The sequence below is a fragment of the Thalassomonas sp. RHCl1 genome (assembly GCF_947387555.1).
Taxonomy (GTDB): Bacteria; Pseudomonadota; Gammaproteobacteria; order Enterobacterales; family Alteromonadaceae; genus Thalassomonas.
Genome location: NZ_CANDNZ010000002.1, coordinates 702015 through 726948, shown reverse-complemented (window position 1 = coordinate 726948; position 24934 = coordinate 702015). Strand labels below are relative to the sequence as shown.

Here is a 24934-nt window from a genome sequence, read left to right as displayed (position 1 = left end):
AGTTATAAAGTCTGATATTGAAATTATAAAAAAGCCGAAATTATCGGCCTTTTTAATATCTCTTTGTTCGCAAACTAGAGTGTTAGATAGATTTTAGATTTACTGGGGTGTTACCGCAGGTTGGCCAGGGTAAATAGCACACACATAATCTATATTGCGCGGACGTGTCTCCGAACCACCGGTATATTCTGTTGGGTGAACATAAGAACCGGTTCCCGATTCAAACCCAAATGCTCCAGAGCCACCATAGCCCGCATGTACAATATTGTGATTATGGCTTTTCAGTTCGTCTCCCTGGTGTTCTCCATCGCGGCCAGCATCAACACCTCGACCTAAGTCTTTGGCACGAATAAACTCACCTCGACAATCTCGTAATTGAATCTGTTCAACAGATTCATCACCTTCAGCAACCACATATACAAGCTCAGGATAATCATCTTTTGTAATCCACTGTCCCATCACCGGAATATAGCCAGAGAGCTCGGCCGCAAAGCTATTATAAAACCAAGAGACCTCCCCTACATTAGGCGAAATTGTCGGTGTGACAGGTGCTGGTGGTTCAAGGGCATCTGGATTATCTGCCGGTAAATCCACAACAGTTAAGTAAAGGTTTTCTGAGGATGTTTTTGCATTATATTGAACTGCACGAACAGAAACCCGGATTAAATTAGCATAATTGCCGATAACGGGCCCTAAGCCATACGTCCACTGAGTGGGGTCGACAGTAATATCTTCATATTGTTCAACACCAGAAGCATCCAAATAGATCATACGGATCACAACATTTGTTGCAAAGTGATCAGCCCAACCTCCTTTATTGCCATAATTAAAGGCAACGCTATAAACTTCACCAGGTGATGTGCTTACGGTATAGTCAGAAGTACATATAAATTCCTCTGTACCAATAAGTCTTGCATAAAAGTATCCTGAGGTTTCCACCCAGCTACATTTCTCTGTCGTCGTTCTTATTGCATCTTTGTAACTGACGGAAATAATATCTCCAATCGCAGCCGAGGTGTTAAAAGAAAGGGTTAAAATTGCCGCAAGCGGTAATAATCTTGTTAATAAGTCCATTTTTATTCCTATAAGGAAAAGTAATTGAACAGCCCAAACAGCTGCCATGCTTAGTACACATATTTACTGATGACATCCTTGTGTAAAGCGCATTGATAGAATTAATAGTGATATCAAATCGGTACAAAAAATTTATATACCAGATAAAAGTATATAGCAAGGCTAGACTGTATGTGATTCATACAGTTCAGAATGGGTTGATAGTTGGTTTTTGGAAGCAACAGCGTTGTAGTGAAACCATACTTTCAGCACCTCCCCGCTTGCCAAGCTTATCAGGCCTTAGCTACTTAATATTACTGAGGAATTGGCAGACCATGCTGCTTTAAAAATGACAGCTTATCCCAATAGCCCCTTTGAAAATGAATTTTGCCATTTATTATATGGAAGAAACCACAACCGCGTAAGCCAAGCGGGTCTTTCCATTCCAATATCGCCCACTCGCCATCTTCAAAGATATTCTCGATAATACAAACCATGTCGGCTGTCGAAAATTCTTGCTCAAACTTGGCCCGAATCGCTTCTTTGCCGACAACCTCACCGTCAGCAATTTGATGATTGGTTGCATCATCACTGTAAAAATTTGAAATAAGATCGGCATCAGCTTTATTAAATGCCTCGACCCATGCTGCTACAATTTTTCGTGGTCTCATGATCCAACCCTATTGAGTTTAAAGTTTTTAGAGTAGAAAAATGATAGTTGTTTAAATGCGCAACGGCCAGTGATTATTTTTCTTATTTATTATATTGTTACGCTTCGGTCCGCTCGGTAGCAATTTCTCTCAGTGAGAATGGATTTGAAAAGTCTGCCTGCTGATCCAAAGCCAGCGGTATTAACCATTTAAGGTTTGGAATAAGGTTAGCGGGTAACTCATTCACTTTAAATATATGAACTTGTTCTTTTTCAATGGTACGCGCTTCAAAAGCAAAATCTGAATGTGCAAAGTAAACATCTAAATCATAATAACCGGGGCGATGTATTTGCGTATAACAAGTCCAGTTTTCTTTGGCTATGGTAACCCCCGTTTCTTCTGCAAACTCTCTAACCATGGCATCGCAAGACGATTCATTTTCTTCTATTTTTCCACCCACACCATTAAATAAACCTCTTTGCCATTGCGGATTTAGTTTTTGTATTAAAACGACATGGGAGGAGTCTTTTGAGAACAGAAATCCCGCTACATATTTTTTCACTTAACTTCCCTTGAAACATAGCGCCATATCAAGCGGCATAAAAACGCCAGATTACACTTTACCAGGTAAAAAACCTATGGATATTTGTCTTTTGAATATCTCTTGGTCAAGCTGTCGGGTGGATGTTTAATTAAGAAACAATCAATAAAAAGCCCCATAGAAATGAGGCTCAATTCAACGCAGCTGAATAAATTTAGATTTCCTTGCAGGCATGCCTGCCGTCGGTCCAGCTACATGCCGGCGCATCCGTCAACTGATATGTGGTGGGGTTACCGCCACCGACTTGTGGTGTCATACCTACGGGAAGCGATTTCGCATCTTTAGAGAGGTTTTTTAATTTTTCTTTTGTTAGTTTGAGTTTCATCTCTAAGTCCTTTTTTGTTGTTAATTGTTGATGCCTGTTATTAACACAGACATCAATAAAACTACGAACAAAGTGGTTAAAAGTCAAACAGCAAAAAGGCTTTTTATTTACCTTTGGGAGTGATATCAACGACAGAAAAAAGGGGCGCTCTTGTTACATCTTCTGTCCCTGCTTTTCTGTAGCCGAACTTGATTGACCTGTTAAATTTTTAACTTGCTCAAGCTCAGATTCAGTGAGTTTCCCGTAAAGGCGCGGATATGGCCAGCCATAACCCCACCTGAACTTGGTCGGTAAAAACGGGGTGCCGCCAATCCTTACACCAGCCAGCATTAACAATGCTATTTCGGGCTCTCCAACCTTAGCCACACAAGACTCTAAAGCTTTATCCGATTCCAGGCGATCTTGATAGGTGCCACCTTTCCAGTAGTCATAATCATGTTGATGACAGCAAGACAGCCATAGTTCGTTTTGTTCAAGCGTGCCATCAGGAAAGGCGCTGCAGCCATCACTTACGAATGGCTTTAATGTATCGGCTTTACTTGAAAGGGAAATAAGGGCAGCTATGGCTAAAACTAAAATTTTCTTCATCTGGCTATGATGCTAATTCATGGGAAAAGGTAATGTACGCTGTTGCGGACAATTTGTCTTGTTATAAGTACTCTCACCAAACTTGGATTTCTTTTTGCGGCACTAGTTCGTTAACGTGCGAATCCAAACATAATGATTATCGCCCTTAAATGAATGAGCAAGCTTTCGCTATGATGTGACGTGGCCAGTCACAGCCTGGTTTTGGATATCCTGCATGTACTGTTAGGCAACTTTGAAATATACAATGCTGACCACTAAAACCAACACAACATACGACAAAAATTGAATGCCAGCTTGACGGTGTCTATGTGCAAGCTCACATATAGCGTTATTTGAAATGCCTCGTAAAAGCTTTGAACCTTTGGGGGATATAAATACTAAAGGGATCTTTAAAAACTTTGGAGAGCCTAATTTTTCCCATATCTCCGGCTCAAGAGTTTTTACCGATTGATAATACTTATATTCAGCAACACCTGAACGAAACATAAGTAATGCCCAAATAGAAATGAGAACAATTGAAATTAACATAACCCCTCCAAACTATCTGATTATACCATCTATGATAAAAAGCCTAATATTGCAAAACAACCAATGAAATTAGGCCAAGACTAGCCACCACGAATAAGTGGTAAGTATTAGTAATTATGAATAAGCTGTTAGTGAAATATGTTAGCTTGCTGTCGTTGTTCGCCAAGACATTTATTGGGGTCTAGCCAGGGTTGCTATCGCGTGAATTTTGATTGCTATATCTATTTACGCCATTTCTCATTATGCAATTCTACCTGCTCATCTGCATGATTCTTACTAAGATATTTTGGCGATTTGGGGAGTGATAAAAATACTCCGTCATGCAAGTTATTAATATTCTCATCGTAAAACGCATGTGGGTTATATTTATATAGTGCCATTAAAGTTTGGTTGGTGGTAACACCATTTGGGTTTAATGCTTCTGCAATTGAAGTGAGAGTATCCCCCTGTTGTACTGGGCCGTAACATAAACCTCTTTTCGCAAATCCTAGCATGTGTACATTGCATGGTTCACTGTAATCGCTTTGAATTATGTATTCACTAATTACATATTCAAGTTTCTCACGAACGACTTCAGCTGCTTCTGTATCCATGAACGTTGCAGTTGCCGCAACAATTGCAAAAATTGATGCCGTAATTTGAAGGCGAATATTGATGCTTCCCGGCTCAATACTTACAACGTCAAATTCAATTCCGTGGTCATTGATTAGTGACTCGCGCAATTTATTAAGTAGCTCTTCTATAAACTCATCTCTGTGAGGCCAAATACGTTGATGCCCAAGACAATTAGGAGTATCAATTGATATAAGTGCGGTAGCAATGCTGATACTAGCAGCATTTACTTTATTCTTTATCATGTTTCACCTTATGTAAGATACTGCTTACAGCGATTAAAATATAATGACCTAAACAGCAGGCTTAACTAACTAAAAAATACTTCTAACATCAATGCTCCCGCTCAACATTCAATCCCATAATTTCAAAAATATTCAATTGCCCGCCCTTGGCCAAAAACAATTCCTGATAAAGATCCGGCGCAGACTTTTCCCCCCACTCACAGGCAGTATACACCAGATAAGGTACGGGACTATGAGGATCATCCTGCATTAAAAATTCTGCCGCCTTGCGCAGGCAAATAAAAGCATCGCTGCGATCTCGAATCGGACCATCTCCCGAGCCGCTGCCACCGGGTTTGCCCATGTCGTCCTGCCCCGCACCTGCATCGCCAGCATCCCCCTCCCCTTTACCGGCAGCAAGGAGCTCTTTTTCAGTCTCCCTGGCCAGGGATATGCCGCGGCGGGTAAGCTCTTTACTGAGCATGTCATCAATCTGACGCAGCAAATCGCTGATATCACTCAAATTAGGGCTGTCATTGCCGCAACACTTGTCCAGCCACTCCTGCAAATGATTTAATGCCTGCAAACCGTCTTCAAGCTGATAAACCAGCTTGAGCAATTCATCCGGCGATGTCGCCGCCAGGCGCTGTTTAATGCTTTGCGGGGTCGCCCCGTCCCATTCGGTGTCTACCTGTTGCTGATTTTTTAATTTGTCGTAATGGCAGGCGCTTTCCCAGTCGTTCCAGCAATATTCTTCGCCGTCAAGCTGGGCTTTGGTGATAGGAATTAATCCCAAAACCGGCAGCAGTTTTTTATTAAGCCAGTTTAAAGCATTAGTGCGATATTCTATATCGCCATCCACCATTTCCGGGTGCATATTGGGCCAGTATTTTTCACATAATGCTTCTATCAGTAACGCCGCCGGTGCTATGCCGGCAAAGCCGTTAAGATGAATACTGGCTTCAAATAGCCAGACACCGAGCTGCAGATCTTTACTTTTTTCTGCCAGGGCTTCCAGGGCGAGTTCTTTTACCTTTTGCCAGTCGGCGGTTTTTAATTCATGGGTCCATACCCCCATCGGCAATGTCGGATCATCAGACTCACGGGCTTGCTTGATGTTAAAATACACCCCGTTATGACGTACCGACTCGCCTACCTGCTCCTTACCTATAGGTGCCAGTAATTCTGTTAAGGTATAGCCATAATAATGCTGGATATATTCATCTGGTGATTGCTCTGCTGTTGCTAATCTCATCTTGGCACCATTTGTCCTTCGTTCACTGGGCGGTTAATCATTAAAGCCCGGGGCATGGGCAGGTAAAACCCCCGGCAAAGGCAGCTTTTTCGCATCCCCCTGCTTGTCGGTAACCTCTACCCAAACCAATAAATTCGAGCGGCTTAAATAAGCCTGCTTTTTCGTTTGCTTGCCCGGCTCGGGCGCAGTTTTTAACTGCACCGGCACCTGAAATGCCAGTAAGGTTTCATCCTGGCGGCTGGCTTTTAAACCGCTCATGCCTTTGTTGGCATAGCGGGCCAGCCATTCAAATAAGCCCCAGTTACCCTGGCTGTTAAAGGTGGCGCTCAGTTGCTGCTGATCCACCATCAAGGGAGGATTTACCCGGGTATCCAAATCACCGCTTTGCTCGGGCATCAGCGGTTTAAACGCCGAGCCCGTCGCCCAGCGCAAATCCAGGCTTAACGGCTCACCTACCTGCCATAACAGCAAGTTGTCACCGTTGGGAAAACTTGCTTGCTGCTTGCCGCTTTTCAGCAGCCAGTTGATGATTTGATCGCTGCCTTTTGCATATTGCGGCAAGGCGGAAAATTCTATGGTCAGCGGTACTTGCCATTGTTTTTGTTTACTGTTCCAGCTTTGACTGAAAAAGTCGCTGATGGTATTCATCTGGCTGATAAATTCCCGCCAGGAAGCCGGTAGCGGCTCTGTTGAAGTACGTTTTTTAGCCTGCTGATCTGACTTAGCTTGTGCATCTGAAGTTTTAGCACCTTTTGCCGTGGTTGCGGCACCGGCAGACTCAGTTGCTGGTTTAGCTGCACCTTTATCTTGTTGCAGTTTATCCAGGGTGTTCATATCTGCCAGCAGGTTTTTTGAGGCCTGGCGGTAATAGCTGAAGAAGCGCTGCAGCTGCTTGCTGCTGACATCCCTTATGCCTGCTTTATCAACCGAGCTAAAGGGAAAACGGCCGGCAAGCTGCTGGTTAAATCTGTCCCGTATCGCCAGGTAACGGTCTATCACTTCCTTGTCACCGGCGTCCAGGCATTGCACGCTCACCTGGCGCTGCAATTGAATTCTGCGGGTGACAAACCAGCCGGTATTGGGGGCCTGGTTATCAAATGCCGCTTTATCATAGCAGTTGCTGGTGGTTAAACCCGCCAGGGTTTCGCTGACAAAATTTTCCAGCGCCAGTGCCTGATTATCAGGTTCATTACGCTGATAGCGGCCAAGATCGCTTAAGGTATAAAACCAGCGCTGCGCCAGTTTATCGCTTAACCCTGAGCTGTTTTGTAAAAAACCAATCAACGGCTCGGCATAGTTATAAGCCAAATAACTCAGCCTTTGCCGCTGATTGGTGAGGTAACTGGTAATTTGCTTGTCTGTGTCCAGGTTAAATAAAATACGGGCGAAATCTCGACTGTCCCAACGGGGCGTCAGCACAGGGGTGTATAACTGGTTTTGGGCCACCAGTTTTTCCAGCTGCTCTAGTTGCTCCAGGGCAAAAGTATGGCTGACCTGCTGCAAACGTATGGCATTGCCGCTATCCCCCAGTTGTTTGAGTAAACTGTTAATTTGCAGCAGCAAGCTGCTAACCCCCTTAAAGCTTGCCACCGACTTGCCTAATGAGGTTTCGGTCGCCGTTGCCGGATCGGCAATAAGATAACTCGACGGGGCTTGTTCATAGGGACGCACCATGGCTTCGCTCAAAAGCCGCTCTGTCACCCGCTGCAAACGCCGGTTCAGGGCATTGCTGAAAAACGGCTTTTGTTCCTGGCTAAAGCGGGAAAGAAACTCCTGATAACTCAGCAGATTATTAAGCAGTTCCTGCAAGGTGCTTTCTTCCCAGGCAACGACTGGCTCGGCCGCGTCTGACACCGCGGCATATTGGCTTTTCATGTAAGTTAATGCTTTAGCCGCTTCTATTTGCTCGGCTAAACCTTCTATTGCCGGGGAGAAGCTTAACCGCCCCTGGTTATTTTTGATAAATAAGGGGCCAAATGGCGGCACATTGAGATCTGCCAGTTTGTGCCTGACCTCTTGATCGCAGCTTTTTTCGGAAAAGCGCTCCACCATCACCGCCAAGCGGTCTTTATCAAACCCTACTGCCACCAACTCCTGGCGCAGCCGACCCATCAGCTGGTAGACATTGCCGCAGGGACTGGTAAAGGCGGTGGCTGAAAGCCAGTCTTTCTTGGTTCTGTCCAGCCAGAGTTGAAATTCATTGATGTTATCCACCAGTTTTGACGGCGGCAGCACTTTATCGGCAGGCAATACCTGAACTTTTTCACTGATCTCCTGCAGTTTTACCAAGGGCACTTGCTGGGTGTATTCGGATAATTCGCTGCGCAATGTCTGGGTCAGGTAGTCAAGATGACCGAGCAACTTATCCCGGCTGATCAGGCTGCGGTCTTTTTCGTCCCAGTCGACATTGTAATTTAGCAGCACCAGGCCCCCGGTGATCAAACTGGCACTGGTATCCACCGCCTCAGGCACCGGGCGATCATAAAGATAATTTAACAGTGCTTTAAATTTTTTGCCCAGGCCATGGGGATTGCTGACCGGCTCCGCCAGGCTTAAAAAGCGCTCACGATTTACCTGGTATTCCCGCAAAAGATGGCTGAAGGTGGTAATGTCGGTGATGACATTACGGTAATTATGTCCGACATCTTTCTCTTCCGTTTCCAGCCTTAAGGTTTGCGCCTTAAGTTTCAGCCGACATTCCAGACCGGCAAAGAGGATTTTATTAAATAAATCGTTGGCAACAAGTTGCTGTTCTTTGTGTGCCTGAATATCAAACAAGGACAAAGGCATCGACATCAGCAGCGGCCGTTCGCTGATCTCGGTGAGATCGCTTAGCAAGCGGTAACTGTCCAGTCCTTCGCGGGTACAATCCTGCTCGGCGCTTACCAGGGTACGCAACTTGGCCTGCACCACATCGGTATAAAGGTTAAAGCGGATACCGTCAAAAACCAGCAACAGGGTCAGGAATACCGCTGCCGCCATCGATCCCAGTTGAAAACGGCGCAGGGTTTTCTGGGTGGAAAAATACCTTTGCTCCAGCGGAAAGGCCAGGTGTTTTTCCCCGAAGATTTTGCGGTTGACCACATCATTGACAAAGCTGACCTTATTTTCCAGCGCGCCGCTAAAGTAGATGCCTCTAAGCGGCAAGGCTTCCTGAAAACTGCTGCGGGCAAAAGCACTGCTGATCACAGCCTTTAACGGCTTAAATAAAGCGCAGAAATTATGGCGGAACAACATAAAACGGTCGATATCACCTATTTCCTGGCCGCTGGCCGCCACTTGCAACTGGGCCGCCTGCAGATTTTCCATGACCTGATGAAGCGCTTCGTTGATCCAGTCTTTGCTAAAGGCGCTGTCGAGCCGGTAGGGATTAGACCAGCCGATCATTTCATCCCGCCTTGCTAAAGGCTGTGCCTGCCAAAAGGCCTCAAAACCTTCAATGCCGTCGCACTGGGTAACGATCAGGTATACCGGCAGCACAAAGCCGGTTTGTTTTTGTACCTGCCATAGTTGCTGGAATAAGTCTTCCCCCAGTGCCAGTAAGGTTGCCGGTTCACGGCATTTAAGCAAGGTCTTGGCAGATACCGTTAAAATAATGCCGTCCACCGGTCTTTCCGGTCGATACCAGTGCAACAGCTCGATCAGGTAACTAAAACGTTTGTTTCTTTGCTGCGGGCTCAGCTCGGGTTCATTAAAGCTTGAGGCTTCCTGCTCCAGGGGATCGCTGAGTTCGGCGTTGCAGCCCGGAGGTTTATTGTCCTGGTCAATGACCACAGCATGATCAAAAAAGTGCCAGCCGCTGCCGGGATCTTTTAATTTTTTCTCCCTCGGCTGCAGCTGCGCCCGGCGCCCCTTGGTTACGGCTTTGATCAGCGCGCTTTTACCGCTGCCCTGCTCGCCGATGAGCAAAAACCAGGGCATGTTATAGCGCCAGTCGCGCTTGGTGGTGAGGTATTTCATGGCATTGACGGCGCGGCGCACCTGCCCCAGGTGCAGCCATTGCCAGCGCGATTTTTTCCGCTTGGCCTTGCTGAACTTGCCCAGCCACTCGGACAGCAAACGAAACGGTGCCAATAGCCAGGCAAAGCCCTTTTTAAGGCCGGCAACCAACAAGCCAAACAGATATTGCAGCAGCTGGTTGCCGCTTTTGAGCAGCCATAACACCAGTAAAAGCGCCAATACTGCCAATAATATCAATGCCAGCGCCTGCCACAGCGGATCTTGCCAGATGGGCCTGAGCTGCTCCACCATGGGCAGCAATCGGTCCATCAGCGCCTGTTTGAGCTCCAGCGCCAACAGGCTGAGCTGCGCCAGCAGTTCATTAAACCTCTGCTTGAGCTGCTCGATTAACGAACCAATATCGGCATTCGCCGACAAATTCATTGCTGCCCCCGAAAAAGCGCCAAGCTTTGCCAAAATAACGGTAAAGACTTCACTGAGCCATGACATTAGCCGCCCATCCATTGGTTAAGGCTCCAGGTCAGGGAGTACCACAGGCCTGCCCCGAAAATCAGATAAAACACCACGCCATAAGTGATCGCCCGGTACCAGTTAGCCAGCGGTGCCAATCTTTGCTCCTGCTCCGACACGAGTTGCTGCTGGTAGGCTTCTTTACTGATAGCGACACTTTCATCACTTTGCCCGCGGTTGACGATATTAAATAATTTTTTGCGGTAATAGGCCTGCTGCTCTTCGTCGTCGCGATAAAGTCCGAAAAACCCCAGGCGCAGTACTAACAGGTATAAGGCGGCCAGTTGCCGCTCAAGGTCGTCATAGTTACCGTCACTGAGCAATTCGTCCATATGCTGATATAACACCGCACCGGCAGAGCAGCTTTGATAATACTGGTGCTCCAGCAGCACCTGGTGCCAATGCGCCTTACCCGGCCAGTCCAGATCCATGATCAATAGCTCGTCCGCCAGTGACACCATGGCAAAACAGGCCTTGTCCAACATATACAATTCCCGGTCCGTTAAACTATAGCGATATTCCAGCTGTTTTCTGTCGAGCCACTGTCCCAGCAGCAAACTGATGGCTGAGGCAGTTTCACTGTCGCTGGGCAGGTTATCCAGCTTTAAAATTGCCATCACCTCGTTATTGAGCTGGCCTTCACGGATCCAGATTTTTATCGTCGCTATTTGCTGGTAAAACTGGCTCATCAGGGCCACCAGATTAATTGCTTCAGCTTTCATGACTCAGCCTTTCCTTGTTGGTTGCTATGCTTCATGGGGCAAATGCAATACGATACGTTTAGGTTGAAAATCTTTTAATTTACCGCTGGTACAGGTTAATACCAGGGTCTGGCCCACCTTGATATAATCCTTATTCTTCTTGATGTAGAAAAGCCCATGGCCGCTGGCGGCAGTAACGCCCGAGCTGTCTTCGGGGTCGGGGGATGCGGTTTCTGCTCCCAATACCCGTTTGGTTTTTAAATCGTTATGTAAGGTCGACGAGGCAATACGGCAGGCTTTAAGCCACTGCTCCTGCTCCGCCAGACTGGTATTTTCCCTGGGGATAAGCTCTATCAATAAATCACGGCCCGCCCAAGCCTTGTCATACGTCAGGGTGAAGAAGCCGTCACGGGTTTCGTCAAAGGCGATGCTGGTGTACTTGAGGTTAACCCGGTTGACCTGCTCGCCGATATAATCCAGGACAAAGGCAAGGCTGGGTAAAATATCTTTATGATCGTAACGGGGCAGTTTTGGCGGCATTCGGCCGGGATCAAGTATGCTGATCCCCCCTGCCATGCGTGCCAGTACCTGGTAGACTTCCCACGGAGAGCTGTTGTCGTTGTCACTGACCAGCTCAAGTTCCGCCAGGTTTTGCACCATAGCGCGGATCCAGACGCTGTGCTGTTCGGTAATACGGCTGCCCAGCTGCTGCTCGCCGTCTTCTGAAAACCCCGCCAGTTGCCGCGCCTTTTTCCTCAGGGACAGGGCCAGCGCCTGGCACTTGTGCTGCAGCGGTTTACGGGTCTGGATAAAATCGTTGAAGGTTAAAAAATTATCGCCGCCGATGCCAAAAACCGGCGGACAATAGTCGGTAACGGAAAATTGCCCGTCGTCCACCTGGCTTATTTCCAGCAAAGGCAGCGAGATATACTGCTCCTTCACCTTATTGACTGCCTGCAGGGACAAAATCGGCTGCAGGTATTGCAGCACCATTTCACCTTCACCGGTATTGTCATCTTTGACCGGCTGACCATCGCTGACATTAAAACGCTGGATGTCGGTACTTTCGCTGGCACTACCGGGCACACGAATCGGCACGGTCAGGTGGACTTTTACCGCTTTATTTTTTGCCAGCGCTTCGTTGTCGGCCAAATCAAGCTGCAGCGCCATGTCATGCTGCGCGTGGTAATCTATATATAAACCGTCCGGCATCACGGCTTTTAACTGCCGTATGTCTACCTTGCCTTCAAGCAGCTGGCCTTCATCCAGCGATAAAGCCATTATTCCCCAGCGGTACTGGGCGATGGACAGCATTTGCAGCTGCAGCTGGGCTTCCCAGTAAAGATGGTTTTGCTGAAAGTGCTGCGGCGATAACAGCATGCCTTCATGCCAGCAGATCGATTGTGGGGTGCGCGCTTTATTGTTCATGGGTTCAACTCTTTTAGCTGGTAGGCCGATTTGCCCAGGGTAATGAGCACTTCATCAAACAAGGTGAGATCTGCAATGACCTGGCCGCCGACATCAATGTAATTGGCAAACATCAGCACCTTAACCGCATCATCATAGCCATCGGGCAAGTCGATACTGTGCTTTGCCGTCAGCGGGACGATTTCAACATGGGCCAGGGTCATTTTTTTATCGTACTGCAGCAATAAACCGGCTTTATTGGCAAACCACTGGGGTCCTTTCAGGTTTTGCACGACAGGGGTAACCGTGTCGTCAAAAATAAAAACAAAGTCTATCGCCACCGGCACGGTATTGTTGCTGTCGGCGTCTGCTGTGATACTGATATCGGATATGGTGGTTTTATCATAGCTGTAAAACGGCACCACCTTGCTCAGTGCCTGATTGATGCTGTTACAGCCGCCAAGCAAAACCAGGCAAGCGCACAGCAATGCCGGATATAGCCATGTGCGGCGCAAAGAAAACGGCGGCAAGCCGTTTTGGCTAATGGTGAACCTGTCCTCAAAATTCATTGTTTTTTCCGTCTGCTTTTATTTTTTATATGGGTTTAAGGTCAATGCAAAAAGAACCTTTATCTGTCCGGCTAAGCTTTCTCTCAACCTGAACTTTATCTGAGCTCTTTATTTGAGCTTTAGTGCACCAGGTTGAGCATAAAGCTCACCCGTCTGTCGCCTAATGCCTTGGTGCTATCGTCATCGGCTTTTTCACTCGAGAGCCAGGAGCCGAACCCTAAGACATTGCTTACTTGTTTTTCCTGGCTTAATACCGCCGCGCAGCCAATACTGTGATCGCACACCAGAGTGATCTTGCAGTCACAGCGGATATCGCTGATCCACTGGACCAGACAGCGCAATTTGTCATGCTCTTCGCCGCCGGGCACCAGCTGATTTAACCTGTTAGCAGGCATAGGACCCAGCACCAGCTCAAACACCGCCTGTTGATCCCAGATATCCCGTCCCAGGGTGGCTTCTTCCCCGAGACGATGATTGGCCTGACCCAGCAAGGTATGATCGCTGCTTTCCACCCTTAACCAGCGCCCCTGGAAACATTTCATGTCCATCAGCGGCAGATTAAAGTTGATCGCAAATAACTTGGTCATGGTCGGCAAGGTCATGCGGGTATTGGCCAGATCTCCCGCCAGGCCGATTAAGGTATCGCTGCCCTGGTGATGCAGTTTCCTTTGCTGCTCGCTTAAGTGGCCGCTTAGCGATAATAAAAACCGTCCGCTTTCCGTTTTTTGCGCCGGGGCCCTGGCCAGGGTGTGATCGCTGCGGGCGCGGATCAAATACCTCAGCGCCTGGATACGGTTATTAAACAGATCGATAAAGTCCTGCATCGCCCCTTTGCCGTCGGTGATATCATCGTGCAGCATTTCGACAAAGGCTTCCGGCAAAGGCCCGCCGCAACCGGCGATGTTATAACGGCTACAAATGATTTGTGTTTTTGCCTGTTCGCCATTGCCATCTTTTGCCTGTCTGACTTCGCGGATCTCTCCCGGCGGGAAGTCCTGTGCACTGGAAGCATTGAAGTCGATATATTGATGGATCAGGTTAAGCAGATGTTCATCCGCCTCGCGCGCAGGCAACAGCAGCCGAACCAGCTGGTAAAAGGACCAGTCGGCGTCTATTTTGGTGTATAGATCGGCTACAGTATAACCTGTTCGCCAATGCGCGCTGGCCATTGCTTCCACACTCCTTCACGTTTATCGCTGATAAGTTGCAGCTGGACAAAATGATTTAAGCTGGTGTACAAACCAAAGAAATAACTTAATACCGCACCAAGCAACAAGGGGTTTGCGCCGTCAAAATAATCCTCATTGATGGCTAGCGATACCCGGGTACCGCGGCAGTGCCCGCGCCACATTTGCCTGCCGATGCGTTTTACCACGGCACTAGACTCCATGCCGGTTAAGCCGTCAAGCTGGCGGGCATGGGAAACGGCGTTGGGATCGCAATATAAACGCAGCAACTGGCGCAGCAGCTCAAGCCGGTTCTCCCCCTCCCCCAAGGCATTGAGGTTCAGCGACAGCTGGGATAACAACTTGATATTATTTTCCCCGTCCAGGCTGGCCCCTTTAAATTTACTCGGCATTTCTACGACATCGGCATTGAGCATAGGACCGGCTCCCACCAGCTGCAGTTTTTGCCCGACCCTGAGTGCTTCCGGCAAGCGGCGGTTATTGCACCAGCCTTTGACCACTAAGGTCTGGTCTATCGGCTGGCTTGGGGAAAAGTCGGCATCATAAATCGATAAAAAGGTATCGCAGCCGCGTTCACCCGGGGTCAACAGCTGGGTTAACCGGGTAATATAATACTGGTTGGCGGTGGGTTTGGTATTGGTGCCGAGCCAGGCACTGACGGTATTGCTTTTGCCGTCAAAAGCGATGCTGCGCACCTCAGAGATGCTGTGCACTTCCGATTGCAGGTAAAAACGCTCATCCGCCAACAGCCGGTATTCATGCTGGTTTTGTTTGAGCTGCACCGGTTTGAAGGAGCGGGCAAACAGGTTAATGGCGGGAAAGCAATTGACTTCAAAACTACTTTTATTTAATGAGATGGCATTGCTGGTTTCATCCAATAAAAACAGGATTTCAAAGCTTTCCACCGCACCGTTTAGTGCCTGCTTCTCAAGCAGCCGGGTCACTTCAAAAAAGTAAAACTTCTCGGGAAAAGTAAAATATTCCTGTAATAGGCGATAAGCCCTGTGACTGCCGGCATCATCAGGTAAAACATTTTCTTCCCGGCCAAATCCCAGCCACTCGATGGCGCTGTCGGCTTTATTGCCGGCATCATCGAGCAGCACCACCTTGTCGTTGACCCGCACCGCACAACCTACCAGGCGGTCGGCCAGCAGCCGGTAGAGCTGAATGCGCTGGCTGATATCGCCGATATAAAAACGCAGCTTGTCCAGCGGATATTGATGCAAGGCTTCGGTGCCGGTATTGGCAATTTGTACCGAGATCACCGACTGGACATCGGTGCGCTGGTCGAGAAAGGCAAAGTAGTTTTTCGGCAACACCTTGATTTCATCGACATCAAAGGGCCACATCGGCGTATGGTAGCAATTGATAAACTGGCAGTCGGTGCTCTCGCTCTGGCCGCCTTTGACCACACGGCTGGCCTTGCCGATAAACTGCCGGCCTTTTTCCAGGGTATAACCGTTGATAAAGTTGGCGCCGTCGTTTTCGACATTGGCCTTTAATACTGTCATACAGGGCAAAGAGCGGATCAGGTTGGGATAGAGGCTGTGCAACAACTGGTTGGGGATTTGATCTCTTTGTTTTTGCAGATCGCCGCGCAATTGTCCGGTCATATAAGCAAAGGATTGCAACAGCTGCTCGACATCGGCATCGGCAGAGCGGCCTGCGCTTAATTTGAGCTCGGCAGCCACTTCCGGGTAGGTATGACTAAAGTCTGCTACCGAAGTGCGCAAAAAGCGCATTTCCTCTTGAAAATACTCATATAAACTGGTCACTTGCACGTCCGTTTATTCATCTTAAACCTTACTCAAGGTTGGCAAAAACAAACTCTTGCTCGAATACTTCGTTTACAAGCTCTATCTTCAACCGGCACACCGTACGCATGCCCTGACTGAGCACGCTATAGACAGTCACCGCTTTTAACCTGGGTTCATGTCTTAACAGGGTTTGCTCCAGCCTGGCCTGGTACAGCTCCTGCTGCTCCTTATTACCCGCCGACTGATCCACGATTGCCGCCATGGCATGGGGATAAATACTGTCGGTGATCATATGACCGGAGTCGCTGCGTAAATCCAAAGCGGCATCAATATAACCGCCACTGTCCAGAAGCCGCGCGATATTGTTGGTCACCGACTGCTTTAAACTCATCGGCTGACCCGGTAGGGTCAGCTTTTCAAACAGTGACTTAGCCATCCGCCGCTCGCTCCCTCTTGCCTGGTGCCTGATGCCGGATCCCTGATAACTCAGTAAACAGGCAAATACTTACCGGCATTTTCTTAAGGCATAACATTACTGCGACAAAGCACCAATAGGACGGTTTTTGGCAATACTCCAGGCCGCCGCCGAGAAGCCCTTGTTGGCGACATTGGCCCCCTGCACCTGGTGGTGCCAGGCTATTTCGGTAAAGTTAAGCTTAAACTGCTCGGTCGGCATATCATTGGGGTGCGACTGGAACTGGATTTCGCTGATCATCGCCAGCCTCATTTCAAAACGCATAATGATATTGAGCTGATCCCCGGAATTACGTAACACGTAAATCGTGGTGGGATTGCCGGTATCCGTGTCCAGGGGCTTGGCCCGCAGGCAATAGTCATACATGCGCGGCGAGGTGACATCGACATATTTGACACAGGTAAAGTCCGAGATGATCGGCCGCCCGGAAGTACGGGAGCTGTTACTGACATCCGTGGTTACCTGCTGTTGTATGCCCTGGTTGATAGACACCAGCTCGATACAGTTTTTATGATCAAAGGTGCCGTTTGGATTCTCACCGTTATTAATGGCGTTCCAGTCGGGACCTTCCGCGCCGTCAATCAGTGATGCCCCTGTGGTACCCGCCAATGTGTCATCGGGTTTAGTAAAACCGCTGACACCAAATTGCAATAAAATTAAATCCATAATCGTTCTCTCTTAAAAAGCTTATCCGGGCCTAAGGCAATTCAGCTACCAAGCGGATGGAAGTGGTTAATTCTTCCAGCTGGAAGTGCGGCCTGAGGAAGACCACCGCCCGGTAACTGCCCGGTTTGCCCGGCACGTCGGTAACGTCTATACGCGAGTCCCGAAGCGGATAACTGGCTTTCATTTCCTGGGGCGCGGAGTCGTCCACCAGCACATAATTGCCTATCCAGTTATTGAGGTAGTCGGAGGCGTTTTCCTTGGTCTGGAAGCTGCCAATCTTATCGCGCATGATCACCTTGATATAATGGGCAAAACGCGAGGCGTTGAGCACATAAGGCAACATAGTCGAGATCCTGGCGTTGGCATTGGCGGCATCGGTATTGTATTTTTGCGGCAAACCTGTGGTCTGGCCGCCGAAAAACGCCGCCTTGTCACTGCCCTTGCAATGTAAAATCGCCATAAACCCTAAATCATTAAGCTCTTTTTCCCGCCGGTCGGTAATGGACACCTGGGTCGGACAGGTGAGCTTGACATCGCCTGCCGCGGTTTTAAAGGTATGGGTAGGTAAACCTTCCACCAAACCGCCGCCTTCTACGCCGCGGATCGCCGCCAGCCAGCCGTGCAGGGAAAAGGCATTGGTGATACGTTGTCCGAGAATATAGGCGGGATTGCCCCACAGGTATTTTTTCGCATCTGTGCCGTCAACATCTTCGACATAATCAAAGCCTTCCGCTGCCACGGTTTCCGGGCCGTAAGGCAGGCGCAGCAGCACTTTCGGCAAGGTTAAGGTAACATAGCGGGAGTCTTCGCTTTCACGGAAACTGCGCCATTTGATCAATTCGGCACTGTCGAAAATCTTGGTCAGATCCCTGGGCTGGGCCAGGCTGAAGAAGTCTTCCATATCAAACAGTTTTGAATAGGCGGAAGAAATAAAGGGAGCATGCGCCGAGGCGGCGACACCGGAGATTTTCTCCAGCAATTCCACATCAGCCGGGTGACGGCCAAATTCATAATCGCCCACCAAAAAGCTGAAGGGATCGCCGCCGTAAGTGCCAAACTCTTCTTCGTACACTTTCTTAAACAAGGAGCTTTGATCGAATTCCACCGCCTTTTGCAGATCTTTTAATAAGTCCTCTTTGGAGACATTAAACAATCTGAGTTTAAGGTGACTGCCGGTTTCGGTGTTCATTACCAAGAAATGTAATCCGCGCCAGGTTGCTTCCAGGCTCTGAAAGGCCGGATCATGCATCACCAGGTTGATTTGCCGGGTCAACTGGTTGTCGATCAGTGAGATGCGATCGCTCATGCGATCTGAGGCGATAGGCGCAGCATTTTCCCCGGCATCTTTTAATATCGATAAGGCAAACTCACCGATCAGCTCCAGGGCATAAGGTTTCTGGCTATCATCAAGCGCCATACGCCCTTCGGTGAGCATACGGGTGATAAGCTCGTTCGGCTCCACCGCAGACATGTCTTCTGCGCCTTCATAAACACCGATAAGTTCCGTTTGTTTGGCTTCATCGGCGAGGATTTCGTCGAGTATGCCATCTAAGGGATCATTACCGTCGAGTTTTGCCATAAAATCCCGGATACGACAGCGTGAGGCGTAAACGGTGCTGGTGATGGGAATTTGTTTGACCAGGCTCAGCGGACTGAAATCTTCGATACTGTGAAACAATAATTCCAGATTGGTGGTTGCGCCCTCTTCTCCTGAAATGGCATTGGCGACGGAATAGGCTAAACGGACTTGTGAGCCGGCCATCACATCGTCAAAGTTGTCACGGTCGATAAACACAAAAGCCCGTTCTTTGATCGGGGGTAACGCCTCTTTAGGCTTACCTGACAGATCTGCAAGAATACCGACGATCAAAGGCAACTCACGTTGCACTATGGCATCACCGATTTCAACATCATAGGTGATGTGTACCCTTGGCGATCTGACCCTGGATAATTTTTTCTGAATACTTTCCAAAATTAGCTCCAAATCACAATTTATTTATTGCCAATAACAAAAACACTTACTTGCTTTTTGTTAACCTGTAATACGTTTTGTTGTTGCGTTCTACTGAGCAGACATCACCCTGCATTGCTAAAATTTTCAGTGCGTTATCAACAGCGACCAGCGAATCTGCAAACTTCTGCTGTTTGACCCACCATTGCGTAATCCCCTTGATGGTATCCTCGCTTTGAGGATGCTCCTCCAGGTAATGCTTGATGAGCACAACAACATCTGTTTGATAATGGTAATTAATACTCATGTAGCTCTCTTAATAACTTCCCTGAGGCCCTAGTAGTGCATAAGGGGTGCCAGCAATCCCTTTTTAAACAAAATCAAACTATTTTATTGATATAAAAGATAAAATTTATCTTGTTTTGCTTAGCTACATCCAGAAGGTGCGGTTTTTATGGGGGAGAAAAGACCCTCTTGGGTTGATTACTACCCTTTAAGCGGGTACAGCCACTGACGGGTTAAAACAGAGAAAGTCACACGGGCAAAAACCCTGTCCATCAAGTAACGCCGGGAACAGATTACAGGAGAATAAAGTGAAAACTGAGTAACGATTGATCAGCTGCTAATCCAGCTGCAAACCCTGGCGGTTGATCTGATACTTTTTCACCAGTTTGCCAAAGGCCCGCCGCTCTTTACCGCACATGCTGGCGGCTTTGGTGACATTACCTTTAGTTTGGTGCAGTAATTTAGTGACAAAGCTTGCTTCAAAGTCTTCTATGGCTTTGCGTTTTGCTTCACAAAAATCCAGGCCGGTTTCTGACTCTACTTCGGCTTTTGCTTCGAGCTGGCCGGACTCACTTTTACCGCTGTCAGCAAAAGGATGCGCCTGAATTTGCTGACCGCTGGCTGTTGGCGGCAAGCTGTTATGATCTAAGTCTATAGTTACCGCTTCATCAATTACAGGCCCGCCGGCTAGCAGGTAATAGCGGTGAATGGTATTTTCCAGTTCGCGGATATTACCCGGCCAATGATATTCTTTAAGTTTGCTGGACAGGCGCTCGCAGATGCCGCTGCGACTCAGGCCGTATTCATCATTAAATTTATTGATAAAATAGGCAATCAGGACGTCCAAATCATCAAGACGCTCCCTGAGCGGCGGCATGCGCACACTGAGAATAAACAGCCTGAAATATAAATCCTGCCTGAATTCACCGGCGGCAATCTTTTCACACAAATCGCAGTTGGCGGCAGCAATAATCCTGACATTGGCTTTAATCACCTGGCTTGAGCCCACCGGGCGAAATTCCGACTCCTGCAACAACCTTAATAACGCGGTTTGGGATTTAAGCGATAAGCTGTCAATTTCATCGAAAAAAATAGAACCGCCATTGGCCGCCACCAGCAAACCTTCTTTATCGGTTTTGGCATCGGTAAAGGCGCCTTTTTTATAACCAAAGAGTTCACTGACAAATAGTTCATCGGAAAAAGTCGAGCAATTAAGGGCGATAAAAGGTTTGTCGGCAAAAATGCCGCTATAGTGCAGCCCCCTGGCAGCCAGCTCTTTACCCGTCCCTGTTTCCCCGGTGATCAGCACCGGAGCAGAGTATTGGGCATTGATCTTGATGAGATTTTTAACCTGGGTTATCGAGGCGGATTGTCCGATAATATTGTTATCTATGATACTAAACAAAGGCTTTTCCTCCCTGCTGTTTAATTCATCCATGCGTGCAATGCCACTCTTTTGGTTAACCTGAGCATCAGGCTAATGGGTTCAGATAACACAAGATATTAGATAAAGGGTAAAGCAAAAATAGCGCCAACGGTCATTAATTTCAGGCCACTAACCATTATAAATATAACAAAAAATAAATTTTCCGCCTGTTTGTTGTAGATTATTTAAAGATTTCATGTTAGGACCTTGTCTGTTTTAACTTGAACAAACTGATTCACCGCAGGCAGGACAGAAGATCGATATAGCTGTTGCCGCAGACAAAAGCTGTAAAATGACAGCCAGAAACTAAACGGCAAAGAATGACCCGGGTTAAATATCTCCCCGGTAAAATAACGGGTAAGCTGATCACCTTTACGGCTTTTCCCGGGTAAAAAAACACCCTTAACGGGTAATAAACTACCCCAGGTTATTTCCCTACTACTGCATCGCAGCAAAGTCACCGGCGGCAAAGCACGGATATTGGCCATAGTGCTTTAGGCTATGATTGTTCACGCTTCTTTAGTAAAAATCCCTGGTGTCCGGTGATCAGCACATTAGGAAAGAGTGAAAAGCGGGCAAAAATATCATCCTGCAATAGGTGATAGCTTATGGCATAAGTGTTCTATAGTTTTAATCACTGTTACCGTAGCCGTATTAATATACAAATCGATACAGTAAAAACCTGCTTATTTTTATTCATTAAAAGGAGCTGCATAAAACGGAACCTGAAATAAGCGTTTATTTAAGCCAAATGGACTTATTCGAAATTAACTTACCCAAGGTTTATTAAAATGCGTTTATACCTACTCACTATTTTATGTTTTTCTATTTATAGCCTGCCCCAACAAGTCAATGCCGCCTTAATCCTTCATTATGACTTTAACGGTGATATTACAGATAAGTCGGGTAATGCCCTAAACGCTAGTATCACTGGAAGCCCTAGCTTTGTTGCCGGAGAATTTGACCAGGCCATTTATATCAATAACCCGGCAGGACAAGTAAATGCCACAGAGTATATTTCCTTACCCAATCATGCCACTTTGCAGTCCCTTGAAATGTCTTCCTTTACTTGGGCGATAAAATACAAAACAGATGATGCCCCCCATACCAATGGCCGTATATTTGGCAATACCAATTCCTCGGCCACCGGCGGATTTGGCGGGGTTTACGATGATCACCTTAGGGATAACTCCTATGCTTTTGTTATTGGCACCAATGAAGCAAGGCATGCAGATCCTGAGTCAGAATCTCAGCCAAACGCCTTAACCACAGACGGTGAATATCACTGGGCTTTTATCACCGTTGACCGGGTTGAAAAGACGTTTAATTATTACGTCGACGAACACTTGATAGTTTCAAAATTATTTACGGATCTGGGCTCGGTCTCTTTTGATAATATCAGTGTCGGTCGGATCACCTCCCTGCCAACCTTTTCCGCCAGGTTAACCACGGTAGATGAAGTGCTCATCTACGATATGGCGCTGGATCAAGCGCAGGTAGCGCAAGTTAATGACCATAACTTTGCCCTGGTATCTGAGCCCAATATGCTTGTGTTGATGATGCTGGCTATTTTTACTCTGGCTATTAAATTGTCGCTACAGGCCTCATCAAAACTGAATTTAATAAGGTCTTAATTTTTTCACCGCCTCTTCATAAGCACGCTATTTATTCACCAGCTGCATTGCCGCAAAGTTATTAGCGGCAAAAGCACGGATATTGGCCATAGTGGTTTGGGCTATAACGGTTAACGCTTCTTTGGTAAAAAATCCCTGATGCCCGGTGATCAGTACATTGGGAAAGGTGAGCAAGCGGGCAAAAACATCATCCTGCAATAAGGTGTTGGATTTGTCCTCAAAAAATAAATCCGCTTCTTCTTCATAGACATCCAGACCGAGATAACCGATATGCCCGGACTTTAATCCGGAGATCGCAGCTTTAGTGTCAATCAGTGCGCCGCGGCCGGTATTGATCAGGGCTACGCCAGGTTTCATTTGGCTAATCGCCTGTTCGTTCACCAGATGAAAGGTATCCTGCTGCAGGGGGCAATGCAGGGAAATAATATCCGCTTGTTGCCAGAGTTGCTCCATGGCGACATAAGAGATCCCCAGCTTGATCAGTTCGCTATCTTGCACGGGATCACAGGCGATCACTTCACAGCCCAACCCTGTCATGATTCTGGCAAAAGTGCCGCCGATTTTTCCTGTGCCTATCACCGCGACTTTCTTTTTGTATAAATCAAAACCTAACAGGCCGTTTAAGCTATAGTCGTTTTCCCGCACCCGGTTAAAAGCGCGGTGAATATTTCGGTTCAGGGATAATAACAACGCCAGCGCATGCTCGGCTACGCTATGGGGAGAATAGGCCGGTACCCGGCACACGGTAATGCCTGCTTGTTGTGCCGCCTGTAGATCCAGGTTATTAAAGCCGGCACAGCGCAAGGCGATGAGCTTGACGCCGACCTCTTTTAAGACCTTGATGGTGGCCTCGCTGAGATCATCATTAACAAAACAGCACACCACTTCAAAGCCTTGTGCCGTCACGGCAGTATGTGCAGTCAACCGGGTCTCAAAAAAAGTCATGGTAAAACCGCTATCGCAGTAGTTCCCCAAATATTGCTGATCATAAGCTTTGCTGGAAAACACGGCTATTTTCATATGCTCCCCTTAATTACCGTTCGTTAAATGCCTCTGCTTTGCTATAAATTTAACATAAAATTCTTGCTCCGGCGGCGAACAAATCAGTTCTTTCACTGCCGGAGTCTTTACCTGCTTTAACGCTGACGCAAATAGGTATTAGCCTCAAGTCTAAAATCTGCCAGCGCATCATAGACCAAAGTTCTTGCCCGGTTAAGGGAGCCTAATGGCCTGAAACCCGGCGCACTGTGGCGGGGAGTAAAGGTCATGTTATCGCAGGCCAGCGGGGAAACAGCTGTCCCCGGTTCGAATTGGGAAATACTTACCGTGGCGACTTTTACTCTTTCAAGTTCATAAAATGCCATCTCATCCCAGGTTTTGTTATGGGTTTCTATCGCTTGCTTATCGGTTAAAAATAAAGGCCGGGAGATAACATTAAAATCATAACAAGCATTGCCGGCGGAAATGACCCGGCTTATATTTCGCTCAAGGCCGTTATCGGCGTTTGCTTCTTCTGCCGTTAACAGCGAAGGCTCGGGGTTAAATTCATCGCAGCTGACTGGAGACATTTCAAATTTAAAAACATTGTCGTTATACGCATAAGGAGCTACAGAAAAAAAGTCTTTATCTAAGAGAGATTCTATCTCACTGTCCTTGTTCAAATCGTTAACCCGTTTCAGGGCCAGCAGCACCTGGGGCACATCCAAGATGGATAAGCCGCCATCACGGATACATTGCCCGAGGGCTACAACTTGCTGTTCAAAGTCGGCAATGGCGCCTAATAATGAACCATCACTTTCCCCTTCTGGAATAATGCCGATGCAATTAGCTACCCGGGCTACCTTCACCAGGTTCACAAACTGCTCGGCATTATCTGTGGGAATTGTGGGGGCAGTGATCATTAAAAAATCATGCTCTTGCCCCTGCTCTGGCAGTAACACTTTCAATGCGCCGCCACGGATATCTTTGTCGGCATCGCTCTGTGGGCTTGCCGAGGCATTGGAATACCTGACGATTGCCTGATGACGGCCAGTGCTGCCTAAAAAGCTTTCTTTCGGAAAAAAATCATTCTCCAGAACTTCAAAAGCTGCGTTGACGCACATATGCCCCTTGGGGTGGGCATCGCGTAAAATACGGTAGTCCTGGTGACCGCCGGTAACTTCATCCGCCAGGTTTGTCGCCAGTACCGGGCTGTTTTCAACCACATAAGTACCCAGCATTAAATGTCCGAGCTGGTCGATACCATCGCGAATGACCTCAAGTTCATGCTGTTTGCTATTATTTATCCAGCTTTCCCCGAGATCTTCACGTATGCTGAGATCGTTTTCATCGATACTATCAATCTTATCCTGCAAGAAGTGAGTATCCAGTTCCTGTCGCAGTGCCTGCTCAAGTACCTGGTCATTGGCATAACTTGGCGGGGCCAACAGCATAGTTGCCAGGCCGATTAAGGGTAAAAATTTCATATACAATCCTTTGTCTGAGCATCTTGCTCTATTTCCAAACATCCGGGTTTATTGACCGGTTGTATCAGCCAATCAACTGATACGACCAGTTAAATTATCTTAAGA

The 24934-nt window shown here is 47.6% G+C and carries 22 protein-coding genes; 1 reads left to right on the top strand and 21 read right to left on the bottom strand.

Annotated features, from left to right (window positions below; translation table 11 throughout):
- Positions 1–99: 99 nt before the first annotated feature.
- The 19 genes from QL234_RS09155 to QL234_RS09065 form a co-directional block, all read right to left on the bottom strand.
- The gene (locus QL234_RS09155) at positions 100–1074 is read right to left on the bottom strand and encodes a hypothetical protein (protein WP_281557509.1); all 975 of its coding nucleotides are present in this window, start codon (positions 1072–1074) and stop codon (positions 100–102) included.
- A gap of 293 nt (positions 1075–1367) precedes the next feature.
- On the bottom strand, positions 1368–1724 hold the full coding sequence (locus QL234_RS09150; protein WP_281557508.1) for a nuclear transport factor 2 family protein: 357 nt from the start codon (positions 1722–1724) through the stop codon (positions 1368–1370).
- 97 nt (positions 1725–1821) lie between these two features.
- The gene (locus QL234_RS09145) at positions 1822–2265 is read right to left on the bottom strand and encodes an NUDIX domain-containing protein (protein ID WP_281557507.1); all 444 of its coding nucleotides are present in this window, start codon (positions 2263–2265) and stop codon (positions 1822–1824) included.
- A 193-nt stretch (positions 2266–2458) separates the two neighbouring features.
- Positions 2459–2629, bottom strand: a complete 171-nt coding sequence (locus QL234_RS09140) for a hypothetical protein (RefSeq protein ID WP_281557506.1) — start codon at positions 2627–2629, stop codon at positions 2459–2461.
- 153 nt (positions 2630–2782) lie between these two features.
- The gene (locus QL234_RS09135) at positions 2783–3217 is read right to left on the bottom strand and encodes a hypothetical protein (RefSeq protein WP_281557505.1); all 435 of its coding nucleotides are present in this window, start codon (positions 3215–3217) and stop codon (positions 2783–2785) included.
- Positions 3218–3439: 222 nt separating this feature from the next.
- Positions 3440–3745, bottom strand: coding sequence for a hypothetical protein (locus QL234_RS09130; protein ID WP_281557504.1), 306 nt, complete (start codon positions 3743–3745; stop codon positions 3440–3442).
- Between the two features lie 221 nt (positions 3746–3966).
- Entirely contained in the window at positions 3967–4602 is a 636-nt protein-coding gene (locus QL234_RS09125; protein ID WP_281557503.1) for a FimV/HubP family polar landmark protein, read from the bottom strand.
- An 88-nt stretch (positions 4603–4690) separates the two neighbouring features.
- Positions 4691–5836, bottom strand: coding sequence for a type VI secretion system protein TssA (gene tssA / locus QL234_RS09120; RefSeq protein ID WP_281557502.1), 1146 nt, complete (start codon positions 5834–5836; stop codon positions 4691–4693).
- Between the two features lie 33 nt (positions 5837–5869).
- A complete protein-coding gene (locus QL234_RS09115; protein ID WP_281557501.1) occupies positions 5870–10285 on the bottom strand; it encodes a type VI secretion system protein in 4416 nt (1471 codons plus the stop codon).
- Complete coding sequence (locus QL234_RS09110; protein WP_281557500.1) at positions 10285–11028, bottom strand: DotU family type IV/VI secretion system protein; 744 nt, start codon at positions 11026–11028, stop codon at positions 10285–10287. Before QL234_RS09110 ends, QL234_RS09115 begins: the two co-directional genes overlap by 1 nt.
- Before the next feature lie 24 nt (positions 11029–11052).
- The gene (gene tssK, locus QL234_RS09105; protein WP_281557499.1) at positions 11053–12435 is read right to left on the bottom strand and encodes a type VI secretion system baseplate subunit TssK; all 1383 of its coding nucleotides are present in this window, start codon (positions 12433–12435) and stop codon (positions 11053–11055) included.
- Entirely contained in the window at positions 12432–12983 is a 552-nt protein-coding gene (locus QL234_RS09100) for a hypothetical protein (protein ID WP_281557498.1), read from the bottom strand. The genes tssK and QL234_RS09100 overlap by 4 nt, the downstream gene beginning before the upstream one ends.
- Positions 12984–13102: 119 nt before the next feature.
- Positions 13103–14152, bottom strand: coding sequence for a type VI secretion system baseplate subunit TssG (tssG, locus tag QL234_RS09095; RefSeq protein WP_281557497.1), 1050 nt, complete (start codon positions 14150–14152; stop codon positions 13103–13105).
- Positions 14116–15945 (bottom strand): type VI secretion system baseplate subunit TssF, encoded by a 1830-nt coding sequence (gene tssF / locus QL234_RS09090; protein ID WP_281557496.1) that lies wholly within the window; start codon positions 15943–15945, stop codon positions 14116–14118. The genes tssG and tssF overlap by 37 nt, the downstream gene beginning before the upstream one ends.
- A gap of 28 nt (positions 15946–15973) precedes the next feature.
- Positions 15974–16363, bottom strand: a complete 390-nt coding sequence (locus tag QL234_RS09085) for a hypothetical protein (protein ID WP_281557495.1) — start codon at positions 16361–16363, stop codon at positions 15974–15976.
- 96 nt (positions 16364–16459) lie between these two features.
- Positions 16460–17068, bottom strand: coding sequence for a type VI secretion system tube protein Hcp (locus tag QL234_RS09080; RefSeq protein WP_281557494.1), 609 nt, complete (start codon positions 17066–17068; stop codon positions 16460–16462).
- A 31-nt stretch (positions 17069–17099) separates the two neighbouring features.
- Positions 17100–19040 carry a type VI secretion system contractile sheath large subunit gene (tssC, locus tag QL234_RS09075; protein ID WP_281557493.1) on the bottom strand — a complete coding sequence of 647 codons (1941 nt, stop codon included), beginning with the start codon at positions 19038–19040 and terminating at the stop codon, positions 17100–17102.
- A 46-nt stretch (positions 19041–19086) separates the two neighbouring features.
- Positions 19087–19326 (bottom strand): hypothetical protein, encoded by a 240-nt coding sequence (locus tag QL234_RS09070; protein WP_274049318.1) that lies wholly within the window; start codon positions 19324–19326, stop codon positions 19087–19089.
- A 315-nt stretch (positions 19327–19641) separates the two neighbouring features.
- Positions 19642–20742, bottom strand: a complete 1101-nt coding sequence (locus tag QL234_RS09065) for a sigma-54 dependent transcriptional regulator (protein WP_281557492.1) — start codon at positions 20740–20742, stop codon at positions 19642–19644.
- A 779-nt stretch (positions 20743–21521) separates the two neighbouring features.
- Here QL234_RS09065 and QL234_RS09060 point away from each other — a divergent pair.
- The gene (locus QL234_RS09060; RefSeq protein WP_281557491.1) at positions 21522–22364 is read left to right on the top strand and encodes a LamG-like jellyroll fold domain-containing protein; all 843 of its coding nucleotides are present in this window, start codon (positions 21522–21524) and stop codon (positions 22362–22364) included.
- A gap of 27 nt (positions 22365–22391) precedes the next feature.
- On the opposite strand, the gene QL234_RS09055 is transcribed toward QL234_RS09060, so the two are convergent.
- Together QL234_RS09055 and QL234_RS09050 are read right to left on the bottom strand one after the other, a co-directional pair.
- Entirely contained in the window at positions 22392–23384 is a 993-nt protein-coding gene (locus tag QL234_RS09055; protein ID WP_281557490.1) for a 2-hydroxyacid dehydrogenase, read from the bottom strand.
- A gap of 116 nt (positions 23385–23500) precedes the next feature.
- Positions 23501–24829, bottom strand: a complete 1329-nt coding sequence (locus QL234_RS09050) for a hypothetical protein (protein ID WP_281557489.1) — start codon at positions 24827–24829, stop codon at positions 23501–23503.
- Positions 24830–24934: the final 105 nt, after the last annotated feature.

Coding starts and splice junctions, on each gene's coding strand:
- QL234_RS09085 (WP_281557495.1), bottom strand. CDS start 16,363: ATGGCTAAGTCACTGTTTGAAAAGCTGACCCTACCGGGTCAGCCGATG.
- QL234_RS09125 (WP_281557503.1), bottom strand. CDS start 4,602: ATGATAAAGAATAAAGTAAATGCTGCTAGTATCAGCATTGCTACCGCA.
- QL234_RS09115 (WP_281557501.1), bottom strand. CDS start 10,285: ATGTCATGGCTCAGTGAAGTCTTTACCGTTATTTTGGCAAAGCTTGGC.
- tssK (WP_281557499.1), bottom strand. CDS start 12,435: ATGAACAATAAAGCGCGCACCCCACAATCGATCTGCTGGCATGAAGGC.
- QL234_RS09070 (WP_274049318.1), bottom strand. CDS start 19,326: ATGAGTATTAATTACCATTATCAAACAGATGTTGTTGTGCTCATCAAG.
- QL234_RS09080 (WP_281557494.1), bottom strand. CDS start 17,068: ATGGATTTAATTTTATTGCAATTTGGTGTCAGCGGTTTTACTAAACCC.
- QL234_RS09155 (WP_281557509.1), bottom strand. CDS start 1,074: ATGGACTTATTAACAAGATTATTACCGCTTGCGGCAATTTTAACCCTT.
- QL234_RS09060 (WP_281557491.1), top strand. CDS start 21,522: ATGCGTTTATACCTACTCACTATTTTATGTTTTTCTATTTATAGCCTG.
- tssG (WP_281557497.1), bottom strand. CDS start 14,152: ATGGCCAGCGCGCATTGGCGAACAGGTTATACTGTAGCCGATCTATAC.
- tssA (WP_281557502.1), bottom strand. CDS start 5,836: ATGAGATTAGCAACAGCAGAGCAATCACCAGATGAATATATCCAGCAT.
- QL234_RS09100 (WP_281557498.1), bottom strand. CDS start 12,983: ATGAATTTTGAGGACAGGTTCACCATTAGCCAAAACGGCTTGCCGCCG.
- QL234_RS09050 (WP_281557489.1), bottom strand. CDS start 24,829: ATGAAATTTTTACCCTTAATCGGCCTGGCAACTATGCTGTTGGCCCCG.
- QL234_RS09130 (WP_281557504.1), bottom strand. CDS start 3,745: ATGTTAATTTCAATTGTTCTCATTTCTATTTGGGCATTACTTATGTTT.
- QL234_RS09065 (WP_281557492.1), bottom strand. CDS start 20,742: ATGGATGAATTAAACAGCAGGGAGGAAAAGCCTTTGTTTAGTATCATA.
- QL234_RS09055 (WP_281557490.1), bottom strand. CDS start 23,384: ATGAAAATAGCCGTGTTTTCCAGCAAAGCTTATGATCAGCAATATTTG.
- QL234_RS09140 (WP_281557506.1), bottom strand. CDS start 2,629: ATGAAACTCAAACTAACAAAAGAAAAATTAAAAAACCTCTCTAAAGAT.
- QL234_RS09110 (WP_281557500.1), bottom strand. CDS start 11,028: ATGAAAGCTGAAGCAATTAATCTGGTGGCCCTGATGAGCCAGTTTTAC.
- QL234_RS09135 (WP_281557505.1), bottom strand. CDS start 3,217: ATGAAGAAAATTTTAGTTTTAGCCATAGCTGCCCTTATTTCCCTTTCA.
- QL234_RS09150 (WP_281557508.1), bottom strand. CDS start 1,724: ATGAGACCACGAAAAATTGTAGCAGCATGGGTCGAGGCATTTAATAAA.